The sequence below is a fragment of the Neobacillus bataviensis LMG 21833 genome, from assembly GCF_000307875.1.
Lineage (GTDB): Bacteria > Bacillota > Bacilli > Bacillales > Cytobacillaceae > Neobacillus > Neobacillus bataviensis.
In genome coordinates this window covers 1-19,957 of record NZ_AJLS01000116.1, presented here as the reverse complement: position 1 = coordinate 19,957, position 19,957 = coordinate 1, and the positions used below count along the sequence as shown (strand labels likewise).

Genomic DNA, 19,957 nt, shown 5'->3' with positions numbered 1-19,957 from the left:
CATTCAGTAGTAAAATAGGATAGAAAAATAGTTCGTCATTTTATCTTAAGGAAGTGATTTTCCTCCATGAGTCAACAAGCTGTATTACAAGCAAAAGCTCCAAAAGCCTCCGAATCAACGATATATAAAATTCTTATTATTATCGGGCTGTGCCATTTATTGAATGATGCCATTCAAGCTGTTGTACCGGCTATGTTTCCCATTTTAGAAAAATCAATGGGATTAAGCTTTACCCAGCTAGGGATTATCGCATTTTCCTTAAATATGGTCTCATCTGTTATGCAGCCTGTCGTTGGCATGGTAACGGACAAAAAGCCAATGCCCTATGCCTTACCAATAGGACTCACGTTTACTTTATTCGGCATTCTTGGGTTGGGGTTTGCTTCAAGTTTTGCGATGATTGTCTTGTCTGTTCTGTTCATTGGTCTCGGTTCCGCAGTTTTTCATCCCGAAGGTTCACGGGTAGCTTATATGGCTGCCGGAAGTCGCCGGGGGCTTGCACAATCCATTTATCAAGTTGGGGGCAATACCGGGCAGGCATTAGCTCCTGTCATCACTGCACTTATTTTGGTTCCCCTCGGACAGATTGGTGCCTCCTGGTTTACGATTGTAGCCGCTCTTGCCGTCATATTGCTAGTTTATATCGCCAATTGGTATAAACAGAGATTGATAGCAAGACCAAATTTAGGAAAGAAAAAGAGTATAAGTGTAGGAAAGAAGGAAGGGTTATCCAAAGAGGTTAAAAAGACATTGTCGCTGATTCTGTTATTAATCTTTGCAAGAACGTGGTATTCTTCCGGCATTACCAATTTCTACACATTTTTTGCGATTAAAGAATATGCCCTTACGATTAAAGAATCACAGGTCTTTTTATTCGCCTTTTTACTTTCTGGGGCGGTTGGTACCTTCTTTGGCGGGCCGCTCGCAGATCGCTTTGGAAAGAAAAATATTATTTCCTTCTCAATGTTAGCAACCGTGCCCTTTTCTATTCTTATACCCTATGTTCCACCAACAATAGCCTTTATCTTCCTTATTTTAACCGGATTTATTTTAATGACCAGTTTTTCCGTTACCGTTGTGTATGCACAAGAATTAGTCCCTGGAAAAATTGGCACAATGTCTGGTTTGACGGTTGGTCTTGCGTTTGGAATGGGGGCAATTGGTTCAGTTGGTCTTGGGTACATTGCAGACTTGATTGGATTACAAACGATGATTACATGGCTTGGTGTCCTGCCATTGCTAGGATTAATCGCATTCGCCCTTCCAACAGACCAGAAGGTTTGGGAATGGAATAACCCGAAATAAAGGATGGGCATCGTGCCCATCCTTACATTATTTTCTTGGATATTTTCTTTTTGTAATAAGGATACGAATGCCTTGTTTTTGTCATCTTTATGAAAACGCTTAAATTATTTGAAAAGTTTTAACATTTATCACACAAAAAAGGAGGCAAAGTTTCATATAATATAGATAAAACCTATAAAGGAGGAAAACAGAGATGAAAACTCCAAATTATCATGACTTTTATGAAAAGGCCTTAATTCCGATTGGTTTAAATGACCAGCTGTCTTTAAAGGATGATGAGGCAATCAATCCTGATTCGCCTTCAACACATTGGTTAATTGCTGTAGAAGGGGTGCAGCTCCCGCAGTCAAAGATATTTTACCATTGGAAAGTAAGTATCTACCCGGCTGATAGTGATGGCGATTTTAATTGGAAAAAACCTTATTATTGTACAACTAATATGAGGTTAATTGATGATGCAATTGCACTAGCTACCTCATTAACAACAGCAAGCAAAAATGATGAACTTACCAAAGTAACACTATTAGAGAAAATAAGCTAACCCCCTAATTACTTACCTTTTGCTTCACCTTCTTTTTACCCCCACTTGTGAAAAAACCTACATATAGTGATAAAAGCAAAACCACCCGTTTAAAGTAGAAGTTTCCTACCATAAAAAAGTGCTGTCTGCATAAATCGCAAACAACACTTTTCAAAATCTTCTTTATGCCAATCGGAACACAATCCCATGTCCGCCTTTAGGGTATTCCCATTTTATGTTCTGGTATGGACAGCCAATGCGGCAGCTGCCACATTCATGACAGCCTTCGTACCCTACTTGCATGCGGGTTCCTTCCCACTTATAAACTTCAGCTGGGCAAAATACTGTACAAATTTTATCGGGACATTGAGTCATGCAAACATCATGGTCAAGGATCGTCAAATGGGACTTCGTATCACACTTAAACCTGAGGAGGTACTGTTTTTCCTCGATATTCTTCGTTGACATTATTTCACCGCCTTCCAAGCTCGATAAATATCTTGCAATACTCGAAGCGTTCCTTTTTCGGCTGTTACACTCTTCATGATTTGTTTTTGTTTTTCTCGCTTTGTAGTGCCATCAACTGTGAAGAATTTACTCATGGCTTTGTTCATCATTGGGACATATTCATTAAAATATTGCGGATACTTCTCAAATGTATGGGCCGCGTCTTTGTATTTCTCTAAGTCCTTTATGATAAAACTATCGTAAAGCTTCTCACGGTAAATATTTAAGTTAGCCTCTGTATAGCCTCCTCTGGCTTTAGCCTCAAGTATCGATTCCGCCGCCAACAGCCCTGAATGCATTGCCATGTTCGAACCTTCACGATGGATGGCATTAACAAGCTGTGCAGCGTCCCCTACGACTAGAACACCATTCCCAGCTACCCTTGGTACGGAACGATACCCGCCTTCTGGAATAAGATGGGCAAGATATTCCGCTGATTCCCCTCCGGCAATAAACGGTTGGACCATCGGGTGTTTTTTCAGGTAGTCAAGAAGCTCATATGGCTTTAATTTTGCTTTAATCATACTTGATAGGGTTGTACCTACCCCGATATTTAAACTGTCTTTATTCGTATATAGAAAAGCTGTCCCAAGGTTCCCCTTTGTTGAATCGCCAAAAATTTCGATTGTACACCCTTGGTTATCCTCCAAGTTAAAGCGGTCATTGATTTTTTCTTTTGGCAGATTAATAACTTCCATTACCGTTAAAGCAACTTCATCTGGACGGAATTCTTTATGAAAGCCTAATTGTTTGGAAAGAAGTGAATTTACTCCATCGGCAAGGACAACAACATCTGCATAAACCTCGCCATCCGGACGGTCGGTGCGCACACCTACAACCTTCCCGTTTTCAACAATACATTCGGTCACAACCGTTTCGTTAATCAGAAGCGCTCCAGCCTCTACAGCCTTTGCCGCAAACCATTGGTCAAACTGTGCCCGCAGCACAGTAAAGTTATTATAGGGTTCAACTGCCCATTCAAGGCCCTTATAACCGAATTGTACGACTGATTCCTTATCCATCATCCAAAAACGCTGCTCAACCACAGGTCTCTCAAGCGGTGCCTCCTTCCAAAACTCGGGAATTAGCTCTTCCATTTGCTTGCGGTATAGGACTCCCCCCATAACATTCTTAGCCCCTGGGTATTCTCCTCTTTCAATAAGCAAGACGTTTAGCCCATTTTTGGCACATGTTAAGGCACATGAGGTACCTGCCGGCCCTGCTCCAACTACGATGACATCAAATTTTTCAGGCATAACTTATTTCACCGCCTTTTTCAGATCTCAGCTGTTTAAATTGTTCGATTAGTTTAGGTACGATTTCCATTGCATCTCCTACAATTCCATAAGTTGCCACATCAAAAATAGGGGCATTTGGATCCTTATTGATAGCAATGATGAACTCGGAATTTTTCATTCCAACTACATGCTGAATCGCTCCAGAAATGCCTATTGCAAAATAGATTTTCGATGTTACGGTTTCTCCCGTTTGACCAACCTGCTGATCGTGAGGCAGCCAGCCTGCTTCGACCACGTCACGTGTGCCGCCAACACTGGCTCCGATTGTTTCAGCCAGTTCATGGATGAGCTGGAAATTTTGTAAGTCACCCATCCCTTTTCCACCGCAGACGATAACATGGGCATCGGCTAAATTTGCCTTTTTTGTTACGTCATTCACAATTTGCAATACTTTTGTGCGCATATCTTCTTCTTTTAGATCTATTTTCTCTTCAATGACTTTGCCAAGTCTCTTGCTATCCGGCTCTAATGCCTTCATGACCTTTGGTCTTACGGTTGCCATTTGCGGCCGATGTTTCTTACAGAGGATAGTTGCCATAATATTACCGCCAAATGCCGGCCTGCTCGCCTCTAACAATCTATTATCCACATCTACATCAAGCATCGTTGTATCAGCAGTTAATCCGGTACTTAAATCTGTTGCCACAGCACTTGCTAAGTCTTTTCCATTTGGTGTTGCCCCATAAAGGATAATTTCCGGCATATATTTTTGGGCAAGCACCATAACTCCTTGCATATAAGACTCTGTCCTGTAATTTTTTAGTACAGGATGATCAATCAAATACACTTTATCAGCCCCATAGGAAATGACCTGGTTCGCTAATGGTTTAATCTCGCTTCCTAGTAAAAATCCCGCTAATGGAACTTGTAATTTATCAGCTAACTTTCTGCCAGCACCAAGCAATTCTAATGAAACGCCTTCGATTTTAGCATCGTTCTGTTCGATGAATACCCAGACTCCACGATAATCGTCTAGATTCATGTAAATCCCTCCCTGCCCAAAAGATAAGCTTTATTATTTAGATGTCTGTACCGTTAATAGATCCCTTTTCTCCATTAGGATTTCCATGAGCTGACCAACCTGCTCATCAGCAGAACCTTCTAATCTTTTACCACCTTCAGGTCGTGGAGGTGTAAACATTTTACCAACAATAGTTGGTGAGCCTTTTAGTCCAAGCTGTGTACGCTCTACATTTTCCAGATCACTTACTGCCCAAATAACGGGTTCGTATCTCGCAGCTTTAATCATGTTCGTCATTGGTGAATATTCGATCGCATTGATTTCTTTTTCAACAGTTAATAAGCATGGCAATTCTGCCTGAATTAATTCATGACCGCTTGTCAGCTTTCGTTTAATTAATACTGTTTTTTCCTTTTGGTTAACTTCCGTAACTTCGATTACATTGGTAACCGGGGGAATATCCATTCTCCTTGCGATACCTGGCCCAACCTGTCCAGTATCACCATCGATGGCATGTTTTCCGCAAATCACCATATCCACTGGGAGATCCTTACTGATTCGTTCCAGTGCCTTTGACAGGGCATAACTAGTTGCAAGTGTGTCTGCCCCAGCGAAGGCGCGGTCGGAAATTAAATAACCTCTATCTGCCCCTATTTCAATACTTTTTTTAATAACTGCAGTTGCCTGCGGTGGGCCCATTGACAATACGGAAATAGTACCACCCGTTTTTTCCTTAATTTTGACGGCCTCTTGAACCGCATGAGCATCGTAAGGGTTCAAAATGGCTGGCGCACTTCGGCGGTCGAGTGTGTTTGTTTTTGGATTAATTTTAATAATTTTTGTATCAGGGACTTGTTTGACACATACGACAATGTGCATGTAGGACTTTCCCTCCTCCATATAATCTAAGAATGTTGAAAGCGTTTGCTTCCTTTGGTTATTAAAAATGCTTTTATTAACGATATATGTATCGCAACATTAGCATAGTACCAAACAATGAGAGTTTTCTATTTTTCTTTGGTGTTTAACATAAAAATAAAATCACGGGAAAGCCTTTTTACAACCTAATGCAGTTCTATAAAGTGGATTTTAAAAAAAGTAGTTGAAGTACTAACTTGTTGTGGTATGAATTGCAGTTGATCTTGTTGTGTGTTTTAGTAAATACTACTAATATAACTATATGAAATATTGAGATATAAACAATGATAAAAATCACAGCTTGTCAAATATTGTTGATTTTAATCATTGGGGGTTAGGATTTGAAAAATAGGGGGGACAAGGAGAATGGCTAGAAAGATATTTGCATTTTGTTTGGTTTACAAAATGCGCCGGAAGGCCTTCATATCACGTTACGTTTTCATTAATTATCCAATTAATAAATGAAAGGCCTTCATTCATGCACCTTAACAGGTGCTTTCCAAATGCTCATTAAACTAACACTTTGGGCCAAACCATAATCATTTGTTTAAAAGCAAATTTAACTTCTTCATTTTGTCTTAAAGTTTGCCCAACGGCCCTTTGGTACTCATTGATTAATTCATCAAGCTCTTGGCTGTATTTTATTGTTTCTTCACTCGTAAAGCCTGATTTTTTTGCGCTTTTGATCATTAGTTCTCTTTTTACCTTTATCTCTGCAATCATCTCAGATTGACTATTACTATGCTTGTACAATGTTATCCTCCTACTCTAGCAAAAACATACTTGAATCCACTAAAAAAATAGACTACTTGAAGAATTATTGCAAGAATTTCTTTAAAAGTAAATACATTCGCAAAAGTAGACAAAACATTCTATTTCTTTTGTTTTTCGACAAATTCCTCCGTGTCTTTCTTGTAATTACGACAGAATCCTTTGAAAACAAAAAAAGCTAACGGAATCCGCCAGCTATTTTTTTCTTAATTATTCACTTTTTCTGTTTCATAGATGGGTACCCAGCCTTCTGTTGTTACAAAGATTCTTACGGCAACAACTTTCCGGTCATCTTCAAGCGTAAAGTAGTGTCTTGTATTTTCAGGAACTGAGATTAGGTCACCAGGATTTAAATGTACTTCGAAAAATTCACTATCTTTGCCTTGGATAACAAACACTCCATGTCCGCTCACAATAAATCGGACTTCATCATCCGTATGATGGTGCTCATTTTTAAAATTTGTAAGCAGGGTATCGAGATTTGGTGTATTTTCAGATAAAGAAATCACATCTTGAGCCTTGTAGCCTCGTCTTGTGGAAATATCAGCGATTTCATCGCCAAAAGTAGTGAGAATTTCCTCTTTTTCTTCATCGCTCAAAAGATATTTTTCGACTAGCGACGTTGGGAGTTTACGAATATCCCATTTTTCATAAATAACCTCTTGTGATGCAAGGAAGCTTGCTACTGTTTCTTGTTCGTGAATTTGGTCCTCTTTGTTTTGGAATGTAATATATGCCATTTTTATCTCTCCTCTTTAATTCTGTGTTAGACAACTTTATACAATTGATATGGTTTGTGTTCTAATAATCGTAATTGGTAACGGAATAGAAATTCGGAAGCCTCAAGAATTTTTTTTGCTTCAAAAGCGTTCCTTCCCCATACTGTAATTCCATGGTTTCGGATCAAAACAGCACCAGTATCCGCTAATACATGTTCTGAAAATTTATCTGCTAAAGTTGGAATATGGGCATAGTTACGGATAATTGGGATTCTTAAAACTGCATCCTCTTCCCACTTATCGAAAGCCTTAATGAGCTCTTGCCCAGTAAATGTCACCTCACCATGATCTCCATAAACTTCAGAAATGACGTTATTATCAATGGTATGGACATGAAGGCTGCAGCCTGCATTCGTCCTGCGGTAAATTTCCAAATGCAGCAATGTCTCTGCTGAAGGCTTTAAATGGGTGTCGCAGGCAGCACGGCCGAATTCGTCAACAAGTAAAAAATCTTCGTCCGTTCGCTTCCGTTTATCCTTACCACTTGCTGTTACCAGAAACCGGAGCGGCTGGTCACTAACTTTAATTGCCAGGTTTCCGCTTGTGCCCATAAACCAATCACGCTCAGCCAGTTCATCCTTTACATCAGCAAGTTCAGTCCATTTTTCCGTTAGCATGATAGCTCACCCACCTCAATTCTTTTATTAATTTCATCGATACAATCGAAGAATGTTTGAAAACCTTGATGGTTAATTCCCCATTCCTCGCATTTTTCCTGTAGTAAATCTCTTGCCAACACAAAATCAGCATGCTTGGCTGCTTCAAGATCAGTTACGGAATCCCCGATGACAATTTTGAAGCTGTCCTCACCACAGTTTAATTGACGAATGATACTCGGCTTACAGCAGCCGCAATCATTATCACACAAGGAATCACATTTATGGGGCCAAAGAATCTCGATGGTCTCTCCTGAAAAATCAGATTCATTACAATAGATTCCATCAAACGGGGCATATTCTGCTAATATCGGCTGTACAAAAAAGTCAATGCCGCCACTTACAATATAAAGTGGTATACTTTTTACCCTTGCAAAATCGACAAACTCCTTAAACCCTGGGCGAATCTTGGCATTTTCAATCGCAAACTTTGTTATATCATCCTTCAAATCACTTGATAATAAAGAAAATAGTTTTCCTACTCCTTCATTGATAGAGATTTTCCTGGAAAGTATTTGATCCTTTAGCTCCAACCACTCTGGAGGGGCAAATTTCTTCATAATGGCGATGATGTTGTCACTTTGTGTTACGGTCCCGTCAAAGTCACAAAAAATGATAGGCTTTGCCATTTAGTGGATCACCTCAGCATTTCCCCAGAGCTGTATTGCCTGTTTTAATTCAGGGTATTGTTCCGCACCTTCTGCCAGCGATTTCCCCTGGAGATTCGTTTCAATCGCTTGTCTAAATGCAAGGCCGCCGCCGCGTGCGCCGTCTGGATGTCCATGGACACCACCGCCGGCATTGATAACAGAATCATTTCCAAAATCACGAATTAATAATGGAACAAGCCCCGGATGGATGCCCGCTGACGGAACTGGAAAGGCCTTTTTAAAACCATCATCCTTCGTTAGCTCAAGCGCAATGGAAATGGCTAAAGGCTTATCTAGTGCCACTGTTCCATATGGTGATGGGAATAACGACAAATCTACTCCAGCATAACGGAGAAGCTTACCAAGCAATAAGGAATGCGCAAAACCATATTCAGCTGAAGAAGTTGAGGCACCACTAACAGCAGGGTGGGCCATAAGCGGCAAACCGATTTCTGGATCTTCCCTTAGCTCCTGTAATACGTCTAAGCCATACGAAAATACATTAAACAGTAGGAGGTCTGCCCCAAGTTCTGAAGCCTTTCTTGCTTTATCACGAAGCTTTGATGTACGTCCAGTAAGGTTTACTGCGTATAGCGTCCTGTGCCCCGTTTGTTCCTTTACCTCATGTAAAACGGCTTTACCGGCAGCAATTCTTTTTTCAAAGGGCGTTAATTCATTTTCAAATAGGATTTCATCATCCTTCACAAGATCCACACCGCCAAGTGCCTGCTGCTTAAGTTGTTCGGATAAAAAATTAAGGTCTTTACCCAGGACTCCTTTAAAAATGCTCATTAACAACGGCCGTTCGTAAACATTAAGTTTTTTGCGTATTCCTTCAATTCCGAATCTCGGCCCTGGGAACAAACCTTTTAAACGCTCGTCAAACTGCAAGTCTAGCAATTTAATTTTCCCATCCAAGGAAAGCTTTCCGAAAACTGTTGTTAAAATGGCTGGCAGATCATTTGAAAAATTAATGGTGGGATACGCAATCCTTATCAGCGATTGATCCCTATTGTCAGTTGGGAACCCCTCAATGGAAATGACCCTGCCTTTATGTTTGCGCAATTGACTTTGCTCTAATTCTGGCAGGTTCGTCCATGATCCAACCGTTAAGCCCAGTGCAATTTCCTCTGCTTTTTTTTCTGGATTTGTTTCATCATGTAATAGATATGTTGCAATTAATTCACTCAACCGTGATCATCCTTCCGTTCAAACATAAAAAACCTCTTCGAAAAGAAGAGGTTAGCATCACAAACTAACATCTTCTCATCTGTCAGCGCATTGCTGCAAGAATTAGCACCGTGCTTAAAACAAAAGTTTTAAGTCGGTTGCCGGGCTTCATCGGGCTTTTCCCTCCGCCTGCTCTTGATAAGAAAACGATTCGTATTTATTTACTTTTTCAAGTTGTTTAACTTTATTTTGTATTATCCCCAGAATAATATAAATTGTCAATCTATTTTTTAAAAATTTCTAAACTACTTATTCTTCTGACTGCTTCAATTAACCGTTCGTCTGTTGTTAATAAACCGACACGAACAAAACCCTCGCCGAATTCTCCAAAACCTATCCCTGGAGCGACCATAATATGCGTTTGATCAAGAAGAATGGTGGCGAATTCCTCAGATGAAAGTCCTTCTGGCACCTTAAGCCAAGCAAAAAATGAGCCCTTTGGTGCAGTGACTTTCCATCCAAGTGATTGAAGACCATCGATTAATATATTCCGCCTGCGTTCATAAAGCTGGTTTAATTCTTTCACACAATCCTGTGGACCTGTTAATGCTTCCGCCGCAGCCTCCTGTATAGCTCCAAATAAACTTACGTACAAATGATCTTGAAGAAGTTCAATAGCTGAAATGACACTTTCATTACCCACAGCAAAACCAACACGCCAGCCTGCCATATTATAGGTTTTAGACAAGGTATAAATTTCAATGCCAATCTCTTTTGCTCCTTCAACCTGCAGAAAGCTTAGTGGTCTTTCACCATCAAATCCAATGGCACCATAGGCAAAATCATGTACAACACATATATCATTCTCACTTGCCAGCTTGACTGTTTCCTCAAAAAATTCAGCAGTAGCCGTGGCTCCTGTAGGATTATTGGGATAATTGAGAAACATTAGCTTTGACTTTGATAAAATCTCTTCAGATAGTTCCCCGTAATCCGGCAAAAAATTATTTCGCTCTCTTAGAGGCATTGTAACCATTTCCGCTTTCGCAAGTGCGACCCCTGACAAATAATCTGGGTATCCGGGGTCGGGAACAAGAATGGTGTCCCCTGGATTTAACAAACACTGAGGGATTTCAACCAGTCCCGCTTTGCCGCCGAATAAAATGGCCACTTCCTTATCAGCATCAAGTGTTACCCCATATTCTCTCAAATAAAAATCAGCAGCAGCCTGTTTTAAATACAGATGTCCCTGGAACGGCGAATATTTATGATTCAGAGGATTTGCTGCGGCTTCCTGAAGCTTTGCAACAATATGTGGGGGGGTTGGCTGATCAGGATTACCTTGACCTAAATTAATCACATCATGTCCCAAGTCAATATATTCTCCGACCTTCTTGACAAGCCCGGCAAAAAACTGTTTAGGAAGACTGTTTAAAATTTCTGATGGTGGGAATTGCTTCATCGTTTTCACCCGCTTCATTAGTTTTCAATAATTTATTTTGAAATTCTAGTGATAAATATTATAACTTTTATATTAACTTGTAAAGTTATTATTCGGAAACTTCTTAAGAGTTGTAGGGTTCCTGTTTTTGGAAGATAGTAAATAGCAGTTTTATAGATAATTTTCAAAATATATTGACATTACGATTATCAAACTGTTATTATTTTTACCGTATTGAATAGTTTTACTCTTATCATGAGCTGGCTGAGGGATTGGCCCTTTGAAGCCCAGCAACCGACCGTAAATTCATTTGTTAAATGGAGCGTTAGTTTAGCGCGGGGGTAATACCCTAATTCGGCACGGTGCTAATTCCAACAGAAGGATTTACTTTCTGAGAGATAAGAGGTGTGACAGACAATTGTCTTCTAGCCTCTTTCAGATGAGAAAGAGGCTTTTTTAGTGCTCAGGTTGCGCTAACAGAGCCTCCATAGAACAAGGAGGAAAAAGGATGAGTCATCTTAAACAAACACATTATGCGCCATTAACTGAAGCAGTGGCTATTGAACTGGCATTAAGTTTAAATTTTTTCACCGAAAATGCTGTACTATCCTGCAAGGAAATTGGGGATGGTAATTTAAATCTTGTTTTTCACATTGTTGATGAACAAGGTAGTAAGGGTCTGATCATCAAACAAGCTTTACCATACGCAAAGGTAGTTGGTGAAAGCTGGCCATTAACATTAAAACGGGCCAAAATTGAAGCAGATGCTTTAAAAACCTTTGGGCAGCTTGCCCCTGATTACGTTCCAACGATTTATTTCACTGATGATGTGTTAGCTGTCACTGTCATGGAGGATCTTTCCCATCTTTTAATTGCCAGAACCGGATTTATTAACGGCGAAACATACCCGCTAATTTCTAAACATTTGGGTGAATATCTAGCAAAAACATTATTCTATACTTCAGATTATGGTTTAGGCCCGTCAGCCAAAAAAGAGCAGGTACAAATGTTTATTAATCCGGAGCTTTGCAAAATAACGGAGGATTTAATTTTTACAGACCCCTATTTTGATGCAGACACAAACTACTTTGAGGATGGCTTACTTTCTGATGTCGAAGCCCTGTGGCAGGATGATGAACTGAGGTTTCAAGTGAATCTGCTTAAAAGAAGCTTTTTAACAGAAGCGGAAGTTCTCTTACATGGGGATTTGCACACTGGAAGTGTTTTTGCAAGCAATTCAGAAACAAAAGTGATTGATCCCGAATTTGCTTTTTACGGCCCAGCTGGTTTTGATATTGGCCAAGTATTTGCAAATCTGCTTTTCCAGGTAATTGTAAATACTAAAAACCAAGAACGATTTGTCCACCATATTGAAACCGTGTGGAATGTCTTTAAAGATGAATTTACCCATCTATGGAATACAGAAAATAAAGAGATCTTAGCCAAAACGGATAAATTCTTAAGTTATACTTTAGCAAAGTTCTTTGAGGATTCCCTTGGATTTGCAGGCTGCGAATTAATCAGAAGAACGATTGGACTCGCACATGTTACTGATTTAGATAGTATTGAAGATGAAAAAACTAGATTAGCAGCGAAAAGGAAGACCTTAGAACTTGGTAAAATCTTAATTAAACAACGCAAGGAAATCATCAATTGTGCTGCATTTATTTCAAAAGTTAAAGAAGTTTTATAAATAGAAGAAAAGAAAGTTCAACAGTCAATAGTAAAAACACTTCCAAATCCATTCGGAAGTGTTTTTACACGATTGGATGAAGCTTATTAACGGGCAAATTTATATAAAAGATTGTCCCCATCCCCTCTTCACTTTTAACATTTATGGTTCCATTATGTTCGTCGATGATTCTGTAGCTCACCATCAACCCAAGCCCGGTTCCTCGGTCTTTTGTAGTGTAAAACGGTTCACCTAGCTTTTTTATTTTTTCCTTCGAAATTCCACAGCCTTCGTCTTTGATGATGATCTGAATTTGCTGCTTTCGTATCTTTTTAGTAGTAATGGTAATATTGCCGCCACTTGGCATTACCTCAATAGCGTTCTTTATTAAATTTATAAAAACCTTTTTCAATTGGTTTGGTTCACAATATATAAGTGGAAGCCTATCATCATAATCTGTTACAAATTGAACGTTGTACAATACTGCCTGCGCAGACAGAAGGTCAACTGTTTCCTTCATTATTTGATTTAGATCCTTTTCCTGAAAACTAATAGTCTGCGGTTTCGCAAGAATTAAAAACTCATTAATAATCGAATCAATTCGTTGTAATTCCGTAGTGATCACTTGATAATACAGTGAATGCTCTTTTGTAATACTGCTTTCAAGTAATTGAATGAATCCTTTCAATGCCGTCATAGGATTTCGTATTTCATGGGCAATTCCTGCCGCAAGCTCACCAATCACATTTAGTGTATCCGATTTACGCAGCTGTTCTTGCATCACTACTTTATCAGTTACATCTTTAAATATAGTTATATTCACACCACCGACAATATCTAATTGGGAAGTGTATTCAAAATATAACTTGTTGCCGTCTTCGGTTTCAAAAGTGATAGTCGATGCGGTTTGACCCTCATTAAGAAGCTGATCAATATGCTTCAAAATTTCTTGCTTTTTTCCCTCTAACGGGGTAGATGGATCATATACTCGTTGACCAATTAATTTTTTCTTTGGCAGACCAATCATTCGTTCAGCGGCAATATTTACATCAACAAATCGATGTTCATTATCCCATAGAATTAGTCCGTCAATAGAATCTTCAAATATCCGCCTATATTTTTGTTCGCTTTCCTGCGATTCAGTTTCTTTTGTCTGTTCTTCGTTTGTTTCATTAGGAAATATTACTTTTTGATTGAACTGATTCTCCAACTCACAGCACCCCGCGAACTTCTTTAATCAAGCAATAATATAAAGTCATATATTCTACATAATACGCTAAAATTCCTTTTCTGCCCATATGCTATTTTTTTATTTATTACAATAATTTGTCTAACATTTAAAAATACAAAAACGCAAAGCACAAGAGAAGTGCTCTGCGTTTTTCATTACTTATAGCAATGGGTTTTCGTGTTTAGCTTTTAGACGTTGCCATCTTTTTTCTACTTCTGTTTCAAACTCTTCTAAAATAGGTTTGTTTTCATCTTTTAGAAGGTGTTTTGTTTTACCCATATATTTTAACCAATCGGAAAGTGGAATCCGTTTGCTCTTGTCCTCTGGATTATACGTAATCGTAGTGACGCCTTGCTCCACTTCATAAAGTGGGAAGAAACAGGAGTCGACCGCAGCTTCAACAATTTTCGTACCATAACGATCATCCGATTTCCAATTAAGCGGACAGGTGATGAGAATTTTCCCGTAAACTGTGCCTACATTTTGTGCGTACCACTGTGCCTTCGCACCCTTTTTAACTAAATCCTGCGGGAAGCCTTCCGAACCAGTGAACACATATGGCATATTTGTTGCAGCCATAATTTGCGCTGTATCTTTATGATGGAACGCTTTTCCGCGCTGGGCTTTACCTACACCTGATGTGCTTGTCATATGCCCCATTGGCGTAGAATAAGACATTTGTGAGCCAGTATTCATGTAGCCCTCATTATCATATTCAAGCATGATCAATTTATGACCTCGAAGTGCCGTGCCAATTGCAGACCCCATACCAATATCCATGCCGCCATCGCCCGTGATCATCACAAATGTCGCATCGTCAGAAACGTTGATTTCTCCACGGCTTTTTAGTTCCATAAATGCTTCTAGTGTACCTGATAATGTTGCTGCACCATTTTGGAAAAGGTTGTGCATCATCGTTTGCTTATGTGATGTGCTTGGATAGCCTGTTGTTGTTACATAGGCACAACCAGTTTGGAAAAGCGTAACAATATCTCCTTCAATTCCTTTGAAGAATAGCTCTAAACCGGCAAATATTCCGCACCCTGGGCATGCCCCGTGCCCAGAAGCAATCCGTTTTGGTTTTCCGGTAAGCGCGCGAAGCGGTGGAATTTTTACTTTTAATTTATTGGTCGCTTCGTCCATTTTTACCTCAATCAAACCGGAGTTAAATACATCTCCGTGCTGTGGTAAGATGACAGGCTTTAGGATTTTATCCGGATTACCGGGAACATGACCATAATAATCAAACGGTTTTTCAGCAAAGCCTTTCTCCATTGTATCGATTGCCATGTCAAAGAAAGCATGTGCATCACTTGCATAGAAATCCTTACCGCCAAGACCGAATACACGGCCTAATACGATTGTCTTGTTGTTTTTGTCATCCTGAAGTGCTGATTTCACTTCATGGGTTAAGTTCGGACCGTTTGCCCCGTAAGAATCCGCACGTTCACCAATCAATAATGATTTTACATTCTTAAGTGCTTCACGGATTTCCTTTGCCGGGAATGGACGAATGATATTTGGACTAATAACCCCCGCTTTAATTCCTTTTTCTCGTAGTTGGTCTACAACATCCTTAGCAGATTCTGCAGCAGAATTTAATAAGAATACTGCTACATCTGCATCCTCCATTTTATATAAATCGAGGGTAGGATATTCCCGGCCGGAAAGCTTCGCATATTCAGCGGCAACTTCTTTAAATACCTCTCCAGCATTATACATCGCTTCAGATTGTTGGAAGTGATTGTTAATGAAATCATCGCCACTCATATGCGCCCCGACAGTTACCGGCTTGCTTAAATCCCTGACAAAGTTATAATCGGTAGGACATTCGCCAACAAATTGCTGAACCACTTTACGGTCCTTGAAAAATTCTACCCTGCGTTTTTGGTGTGAAGTGAAGAATCCATCATAAGCAACAATAACTGGTAACCGCACTTTTGAGTGTTCGGCAATTTTTAACGCCATAATATTCATATCATAAACGGCTTGCGGTGTTTTGGCTGTTAATATAACCCAGCCGGTATTCAACGCATAATAAAGGTCGGAGTGATCGCCGCGAATATCAAGCGGGCCGCTAACTGCACGCGTTACTAAATTCATTACCATTGGAAACCGAGTTCCCGATTGTACAGGCATTTGTTCCAGCATATATAAAAATCCATTTGCACTCGTTGCATTAAACACACGAGCACCTGTTGCAGCGGCTCCATAACAAATACCGGCTGAACCGTGCTCCCCATCTGCAGGAATTAACTTGATATCGTGCTCGCCGCGTGTCTTCATTTGATCTAAAAACTGCGCTACTTCGGTTGAAGGTGTAATTGGGAAATAACCCATGATGTGATAGTTAATTTGAGCAGCAGCCGTGGCAGCCATTTCATTTCCTGATTCAAAGGTAGAAATTTGTTCTGCTAAACCTTGGGTGGTTAATTTATCTTCTAAAATAGCCATTATTGAATCCCCCCTGCAATATAAGGAAAGTTTTGCTTCACTTGGGTTTCATCTGCATAACCCAGCATTTCCCGAAGATCACCTAGTGCATCAGTTGGACATGCTTCCACACATTTTAAGCAGCCTTTACAATATTGATAGTCAATTCCTTTAAGAAACATTTGTTTTCTGCCGCGCTTGTCTTCTCCCTCTTCCCAAACAAAACAAAAGTCCGGGCAAACATTGTCACAGGCTGCACAGTGAATACATTTTTCTTGCTGGAATTCAGGAAGGAATCCTTGGCGTGAACCGCTTAAATCTTTAAAAATACTATTTGCCTGCGAAACCATAACGCCGCCGATTTCCTGGGTCAAATAGCCCAGCTGTGGAAGCGGCCTTGTGAACGCTTTCCCTTCAGCACCTTCTGGCACCTCATAGACTTTAAATTGAACCTCATTATAACCGCGATCAAATGTACGAATATTTGGCTCAACAAGGTGTGGATATTTTTTTGTAAATGTTTTCCTAATCACATCTCTCATTGATTCCGGATCAAGAAAGTCACAAATCCGATATAAGGCCCCAAGCATTGCCGTATTTACTTTTGTCTTTTCCTCAACCGCAATTGTTAGAGCATCCACAATCGCAAGCGTACCGTACTCTAATTGTAAATCCTTTTTAACATCATCAAAATCTCTTGAAGTATTAACTAGGACGATTCCATCAGCATCCAAGCCGCTGACAACATTTACTGTTCTATATAAAGCTTCATGAAAAACACCCACAATATGCGGCTGTTCAATTGGACTATGATCTCTAATTTCAACATTCGGATCACAGAAACGAATGAAGCTCTTGACCGGAGAGCCTTTCTTTTCTGAGCCATATGACGAGAAATTGGATCCTTTTAAGCCAAGACTTAAAACACCGGCTTCCGCTAACATCTTTCCAGCTAAGTTTGCACCAAGCCCTCCGATCGATTCCAATCGAATTTCAAAAAATCCCAGTTCATTTTTTTTCGGTAAAATAGACATATAATGTCCCTCCCCTATTTCGTTCAAAAAAGTCTCGTAAAATAGACATAAAAATTTAACTTCCCCAAAGTTATTGTAGGGCATCGGAATTTTTTTAGCTGTGACAAAAGTCAAACATCTAGCATTTTTTTTTATAACACATTTTCATTCTTTTAAAAAAACATTAATTTAACTGACTTTATCAGAAAAAACAATTATATAACAGAATGATCAATGTTGTATAACAGTAGCTTTCTTGCTAAATATCTCTAAAAAGTTATTTTTTGCTGCTATTTTGGATAACCCGTTTGCCAACTATCATTTTAGTTAAAAATAGGCTATAATAATGTGTTGTTTTATTACTTAAAAGGAGCTTTTTTATGAATGTTATTTGTTCTACACTAAATGCAAAGTTTATTCACACGAACCTTGCAATCCGTTATTTAAAGGCCTATGCCGCTCCGGAATTTAACATCCAATTGAAAGAATATACCATCAAAGATCCTGTCATGAATATTGTCTCAGATCTATATCAAGCAAAACCGGCAGTGATCGGATTTAGCTGTTATATTTGGAACATTGAAGAAACCCTCAAAGTGGTCAATATGCTTAAAAAAATTGACCATGCACTCATCATTGTCTTAGGTGGTCCTGAAGTAACCTATGATACGGCTGAATGGATGGAAAATTACCCAGAGGTTGATTATATTGTCATGGGTGAGGGGGAACAAACCTTTAAGCAGCTGCTAAAGGAAATCAAAACAACGAAAAGCTATCGTAATGTCAACGGAATATCCTATCGTGAAAATAATCAAGTGAAGAGTACTCTACAAATGAATAAGCTTGACCTAAAAGATCTTCCTTCACCATATAGATTTCCAGAAGATATTGCCGATTTAGGAAAACGTGTTACCTATATTGAAACGAGCAGGGGTTGCCCTTTTAGCTGCCAATTTTGCCTTTCTTCGATTGAAGTCGGGGTACGATATTTTGACCGTGAAAAAATAAAAGAGGATATTCGTTATTTAATGGCAAATGGAGCTAAAACCATTAAATTTGTTGACCGAACCTTTAATATCAGCAGAAGCTATGCCATGGAAATGTTCCGCTTTCTTATTGACGAACACCTTCCTGGAACGGTATTTCAATTTGAAATAACCGCTGATATTATGCGGCCAGAGGTCATTGAATTTTTAAACCAAGAGGCACCAAAGGGACTTTTCCGCTTTGAAATTGGTGTTCAGTCAACCAACGACTATACGAATGAGCTTGTCATGCGTAAACAAAATTTCGCGAAGCTTACTAGAACTGTCACAATGGTAAAAGAAGGCGGCAAAATTGACCAGCATTTGGATTTAATTGCGGGTCTGCCTGAAGAGGACTATTCATCATTCCGGAAAACATTTAACGATGTATTTGTAATGAGACCCGAAGAATTGCAATTAGGCTTTTTAAAAATGCTTAGGGGAACCGGCGTTCGACAGCGAGCAGATGAACATCAATATGTATTTATGGATCACTCCCCATATGAGATCTTAAGCAATAACGTACTTTCATTCGACAATATTGTAAGAATCAAGCAAGTGGAGGACGTACTGGAAAAGTATTGGAACGACCACCGCATGGATCATACGATAGAGTATTTGGTAACGAAAGTGTTCAGTTCACCTTTTGATTTCTTTCAAGAGTTTGGCTCATATTGGGACAAGCAGGGATGGTCAAGAATCGGGCACCAACTAGAAGACTTATTCCGCCGCTTATTCTCCTTTCTTGAGCAGCAATCAGTAGATCATCTTGATGTGATCGTTGGGCTTATGAAGTATGATTATTTAAGGAGCCATAAATATAAACCAAGAAAACCATGGTGGGAAGCAAGTTTTGATAAGAATAAACGTAGTAAATTGTATCGGCAAATTGTCGAAAAGCCTGCCCTTTTAGGCCCAGAATTCCTGGAGCTCAAACTAGATGAAAAAGAATTGTTTAAGCATACAATGCTTGAAGAACTCTCCTTTAATTTAGAGAACTATTTAACAACAGGTGAACTTGAGAAACAACCTGCAAATTTATTGGTCTACTTTGATCCAACGAATAACCGAACACTTCTTTTCCCATTTAAAGAAATGAAATAAGCCGGGGTTCCGGCTTATTTTTCTTTGGATGCTTTGTTTTTTAACCGCTTCTTTGTTTCAAAAAGCTTTACCCCATTTACATCTCCAATTTCTACACTAAATTCTTCAATCGGTATGCGCGGGGGAGTTTTACGTCTGCTGCCCATTAACTTCTTCCTTTTTTCCCTAATTTCGAGTTGCGGTTGGCAAACCTAATAGCATTGTTATTATCAGTAAACTCTGCAGAAAATTCACTTTCCTGAACATTTTTGTGAGGTGTCTTCGTATATTTTTCCACTGCATCAAATTCAGCTTTTCGTTTCGCCAATTTAGAATCCTCCTAAAAAGTTATCGTACGCACATAGTTTTAAACAAATTGATGGTAATCATCCTTTCCTAATTTTTCATAAATAAAATTTCCTTTCAAGCAAAAAATAAGGAAAGCGCAAACGCCCTGGTCAGCGGCGTATGGCCTGGAGCGCTCCAACCGAGATAAAGGAAACACGAAGAGCCGGAGGCGCATT

The 19,957-nt window shown here is 39.4% G+C and carries 19 protein-coding genes and 2 riboswitches; of the genes, 4 read left to right on the top strand and 15 right to left on the bottom strand.

What is annotated here, in order from left to right; genetic code table 11:
• Positions 1-66 precede the first annotated feature (66 nt).
• Complete coding sequence (locus BABA_RS15680) at positions 67-1,305, top strand: MFS transporter (protein ID WP_007086189.1); 1,239 nt, start codon at positions 67-69, stop codon at positions 1,303-1,305.
• A 193-nt stretch (positions 1,306-1,498) separates the two neighbouring features.
• Positions 1,499-1,846 (top strand): hypothetical protein, encoded by a 348-nt coding sequence (locus BABA_RS15675; RefSeq protein ID WP_007086188.1) that lies wholly within the window; start codon positions 1,499-1,501, stop codon positions 1,844-1,846.
• Positions 1,847-2,008: 162 nt separating this feature from the next.
• Here BABA_RS15675 and BABA_RS15670 read toward each other — a convergent pair whose 3' ends face one another.
• The 10 genes from BABA_RS15670 to BABA_RS15625 form a co-directional block, all read right to left on the bottom strand.
• On the bottom strand, positions 2,009-2,293 hold the full coding sequence (locus BABA_RS15670) for a ferredoxin family protein (protein WP_007086187.1): 285 nt from the start codon (positions 2,291-2,293) through the stop codon (positions 2,009-2,011).
• The gene (locus tag BABA_RS15665) at positions 2,293-3,588 is read right to left on the bottom strand and encodes an FAD-dependent oxidoreductase (RefSeq protein ID WP_007086186.1); all 1,296 of its coding nucleotides are present in this window, start codon (positions 3,586-3,588) and stop codon (positions 2,293-2,295) included. The genes BABA_RS15670 and BABA_RS15665 overlap by 1 nt, the downstream gene beginning before the upstream one ends.
• A complete protein-coding gene (locus tag BABA_RS15660; RefSeq protein WP_007086185.1) occupies positions 3,581-4,612 on the bottom strand; it encodes an electron transfer flavoprotein subunit alpha/FixB family protein in 1,032 nt (343 codons plus the stop codon). The genes BABA_RS15665 and BABA_RS15660 overlap by 8 nt, the downstream gene beginning before the upstream one ends.
• A 33-nt stretch (positions 4,613-4,645) precedes the next feature.
• Positions 4,646-5,470 carry an electron transfer flavoprotein subunit beta/FixA family protein gene (locus BABA_RS15655; RefSeq protein ID WP_007086184.1) on the bottom strand — a complete coding sequence of 275 codons (825 nt, stop codon included), beginning with the start codon at positions 5,468-5,470 and terminating at the stop codon, positions 4,646-4,648.
• Between the two features lie 549 nt (positions 5,471-6,019).
• Positions 6,020-6,262 carry an aspartyl-phosphate phosphatase Spo0E family protein gene (locus BABA_RS28375; RefSeq protein ID WP_007086183.1) on the bottom strand — a complete coding sequence of 81 codons (243 nt, stop codon included), beginning with the start codon at positions 6,260-6,262 and terminating at the stop codon, positions 6,020-6,022.
• Between the two features lie 224 nt (positions 6,263-6,486).
• On the bottom strand, positions 6,487-7,020 hold the full coding sequence (locus BABA_RS15645; RefSeq protein ID WP_007086182.1) for a 1,2-dihydroxy-3-keto-5-methylthiopentene dioxygenase: 534 nt from the start codon (positions 7,018-7,020) through the stop codon (positions 6,487-6,489).
• Between the two features lie 26 nt (positions 7,021-7,046).
• Positions 7,047-7,676: a methylthioribulose 1-phosphate dehydratase gene (locus BABA_RS15640; RefSeq protein WP_007086181.1), complete on the bottom strand. Its 630-nt coding sequence runs from the start codon at positions 7,674-7,676 to the stop codon at positions 7,047-7,049.
• Positions 7,670-8,344 carry a 2-hydroxy-3-keto-5-methylthiopentenyl-1-phosphate phosphatase gene (locus tag BABA_RS15635; protein WP_007086180.1) on the bottom strand — a complete coding sequence of 225 codons (675 nt, stop codon included), beginning with the start codon at positions 8,342-8,344 and terminating at the stop codon, positions 7,670-7,672. The genes BABA_RS15640 and BABA_RS15635 overlap by 7 nt, the downstream gene beginning before the upstream one ends.
• Positions 8,345-9,556, bottom strand: coding sequence for a 2,3-diketo-5-methylthiopentyl-1-phosphate enolase (mtnW, locus tag BABA_RS15630; protein ID WP_007086179.1), 1,212 nt, complete (start codon positions 9,554-9,556; stop codon positions 8,345-8,347).
• 72 nt (positions 9,557-9,628) lie between these two features.
• A riboswitch (SAM riboswitch) is annotated at positions 9,629-9,740 on the bottom strand.
• 78 nt (positions 9,741-9,818) lie between these two features.
• The gene (locus BABA_RS15625; protein ID WP_007086178.1) at positions 9,819-10,997 is read right to left on the bottom strand and encodes a pyridoxal phosphate-dependent aminotransferase; all 1,179 of its coding nucleotides are present in this window, start codon (positions 10,995-10,997) and stop codon (positions 9,819-9,821) included.
• 226 nt (positions 10,998-11,223) lie between these two features.
• A riboswitch (SAM riboswitch) is annotated at positions 11,224-11,381 on the top strand.
• A 103-nt stretch (positions 11,382-11,484) separates the two neighbouring features.
• Here BABA_RS15625 and mtnK point away from each other — a divergent pair.
• Positions 11,485-12,669 (top strand): S-methyl-5-thioribose kinase, encoded by a 1,185-nt coding sequence (gene mtnK, locus BABA_RS15620; protein WP_007086177.1) that lies wholly within the window; start codon positions 11,485-11,487, stop codon positions 12,667-12,669.
• Positions 12,670-12,733: 64 nt separating this feature from the next.
• On the opposite strand, the gene BABA_RS15615 is transcribed toward mtnK, so the two are convergent.
• The 3 genes from BABA_RS15615 to BABA_RS15605 form a co-directional block, all read right to left on the bottom strand.
• The gene (locus BABA_RS15615) at positions 12,734-13,858 is read right to left on the bottom strand and encodes an ATP-binding protein (protein WP_007086176.1); all 1,125 of its coding nucleotides are present in this window, start codon (positions 13,856-13,858) and stop codon (positions 12,734-12,736) included.
• Between the two features lie 180 nt (positions 13,859-14,038).
• Positions 14,039-16,333, bottom strand: coding sequence for a thiamine pyrophosphate-dependent enzyme (locus BABA_RS15610; protein WP_007086175.1), 2,295 nt, complete (start codon positions 16,331-16,333; stop codon positions 14,039-14,041).
• Positions 16,333-17,346: a 2-oxoacid:acceptor oxidoreductase family protein gene (locus BABA_RS15605; RefSeq protein WP_007086174.1), complete on the bottom strand. Its 1,014-nt coding sequence runs from the start codon at positions 17,344-17,346 to the stop codon at positions 16,333-16,335. The genes BABA_RS15610 and BABA_RS15605 overlap by 1 nt, the downstream gene beginning before the upstream one ends.
• 359 nt (positions 17,347-17,705) lie before the next feature.
• Here BABA_RS15605 and BABA_RS15600 point away from each other — a divergent pair, with 359 nt between their 5' ends.
• Entirely contained in the window at positions 17,706-19,454 is a 1,749-nt protein-coding gene (locus tag BABA_RS15600; RefSeq protein WP_007086173.1) for a B12-binding domain-containing radical SAM protein, read from the top strand.
• Between the two features lie 14 nt (positions 19,455-19,468).
• Here BABA_RS15600 and BABA_RS28300 read toward each other — a convergent pair whose 3' ends face one another.
• Together BABA_RS28300 and BABA_RS27715 are read right to left on the bottom strand one after the other, a co-directional pair.
• A complete protein-coding gene (locus BABA_RS28300) occupies positions 19,469-19,600 on the bottom strand; it encodes a hypothetical protein (RefSeq protein ID WP_268870161.1) in 132 nt (43 codons plus the stop codon).
• Entirely contained in the window at positions 19,600-19,761 is a 162-nt protein-coding gene (locus BABA_RS27715; RefSeq protein WP_007086172.1) for a hypothetical protein, read from the bottom strand. Before BABA_RS27715 ends, BABA_RS28300 begins: the two co-directional genes overlap by 1 nt.
• Positions 19,762-19,957 lie beyond the last annotated feature (196 nt).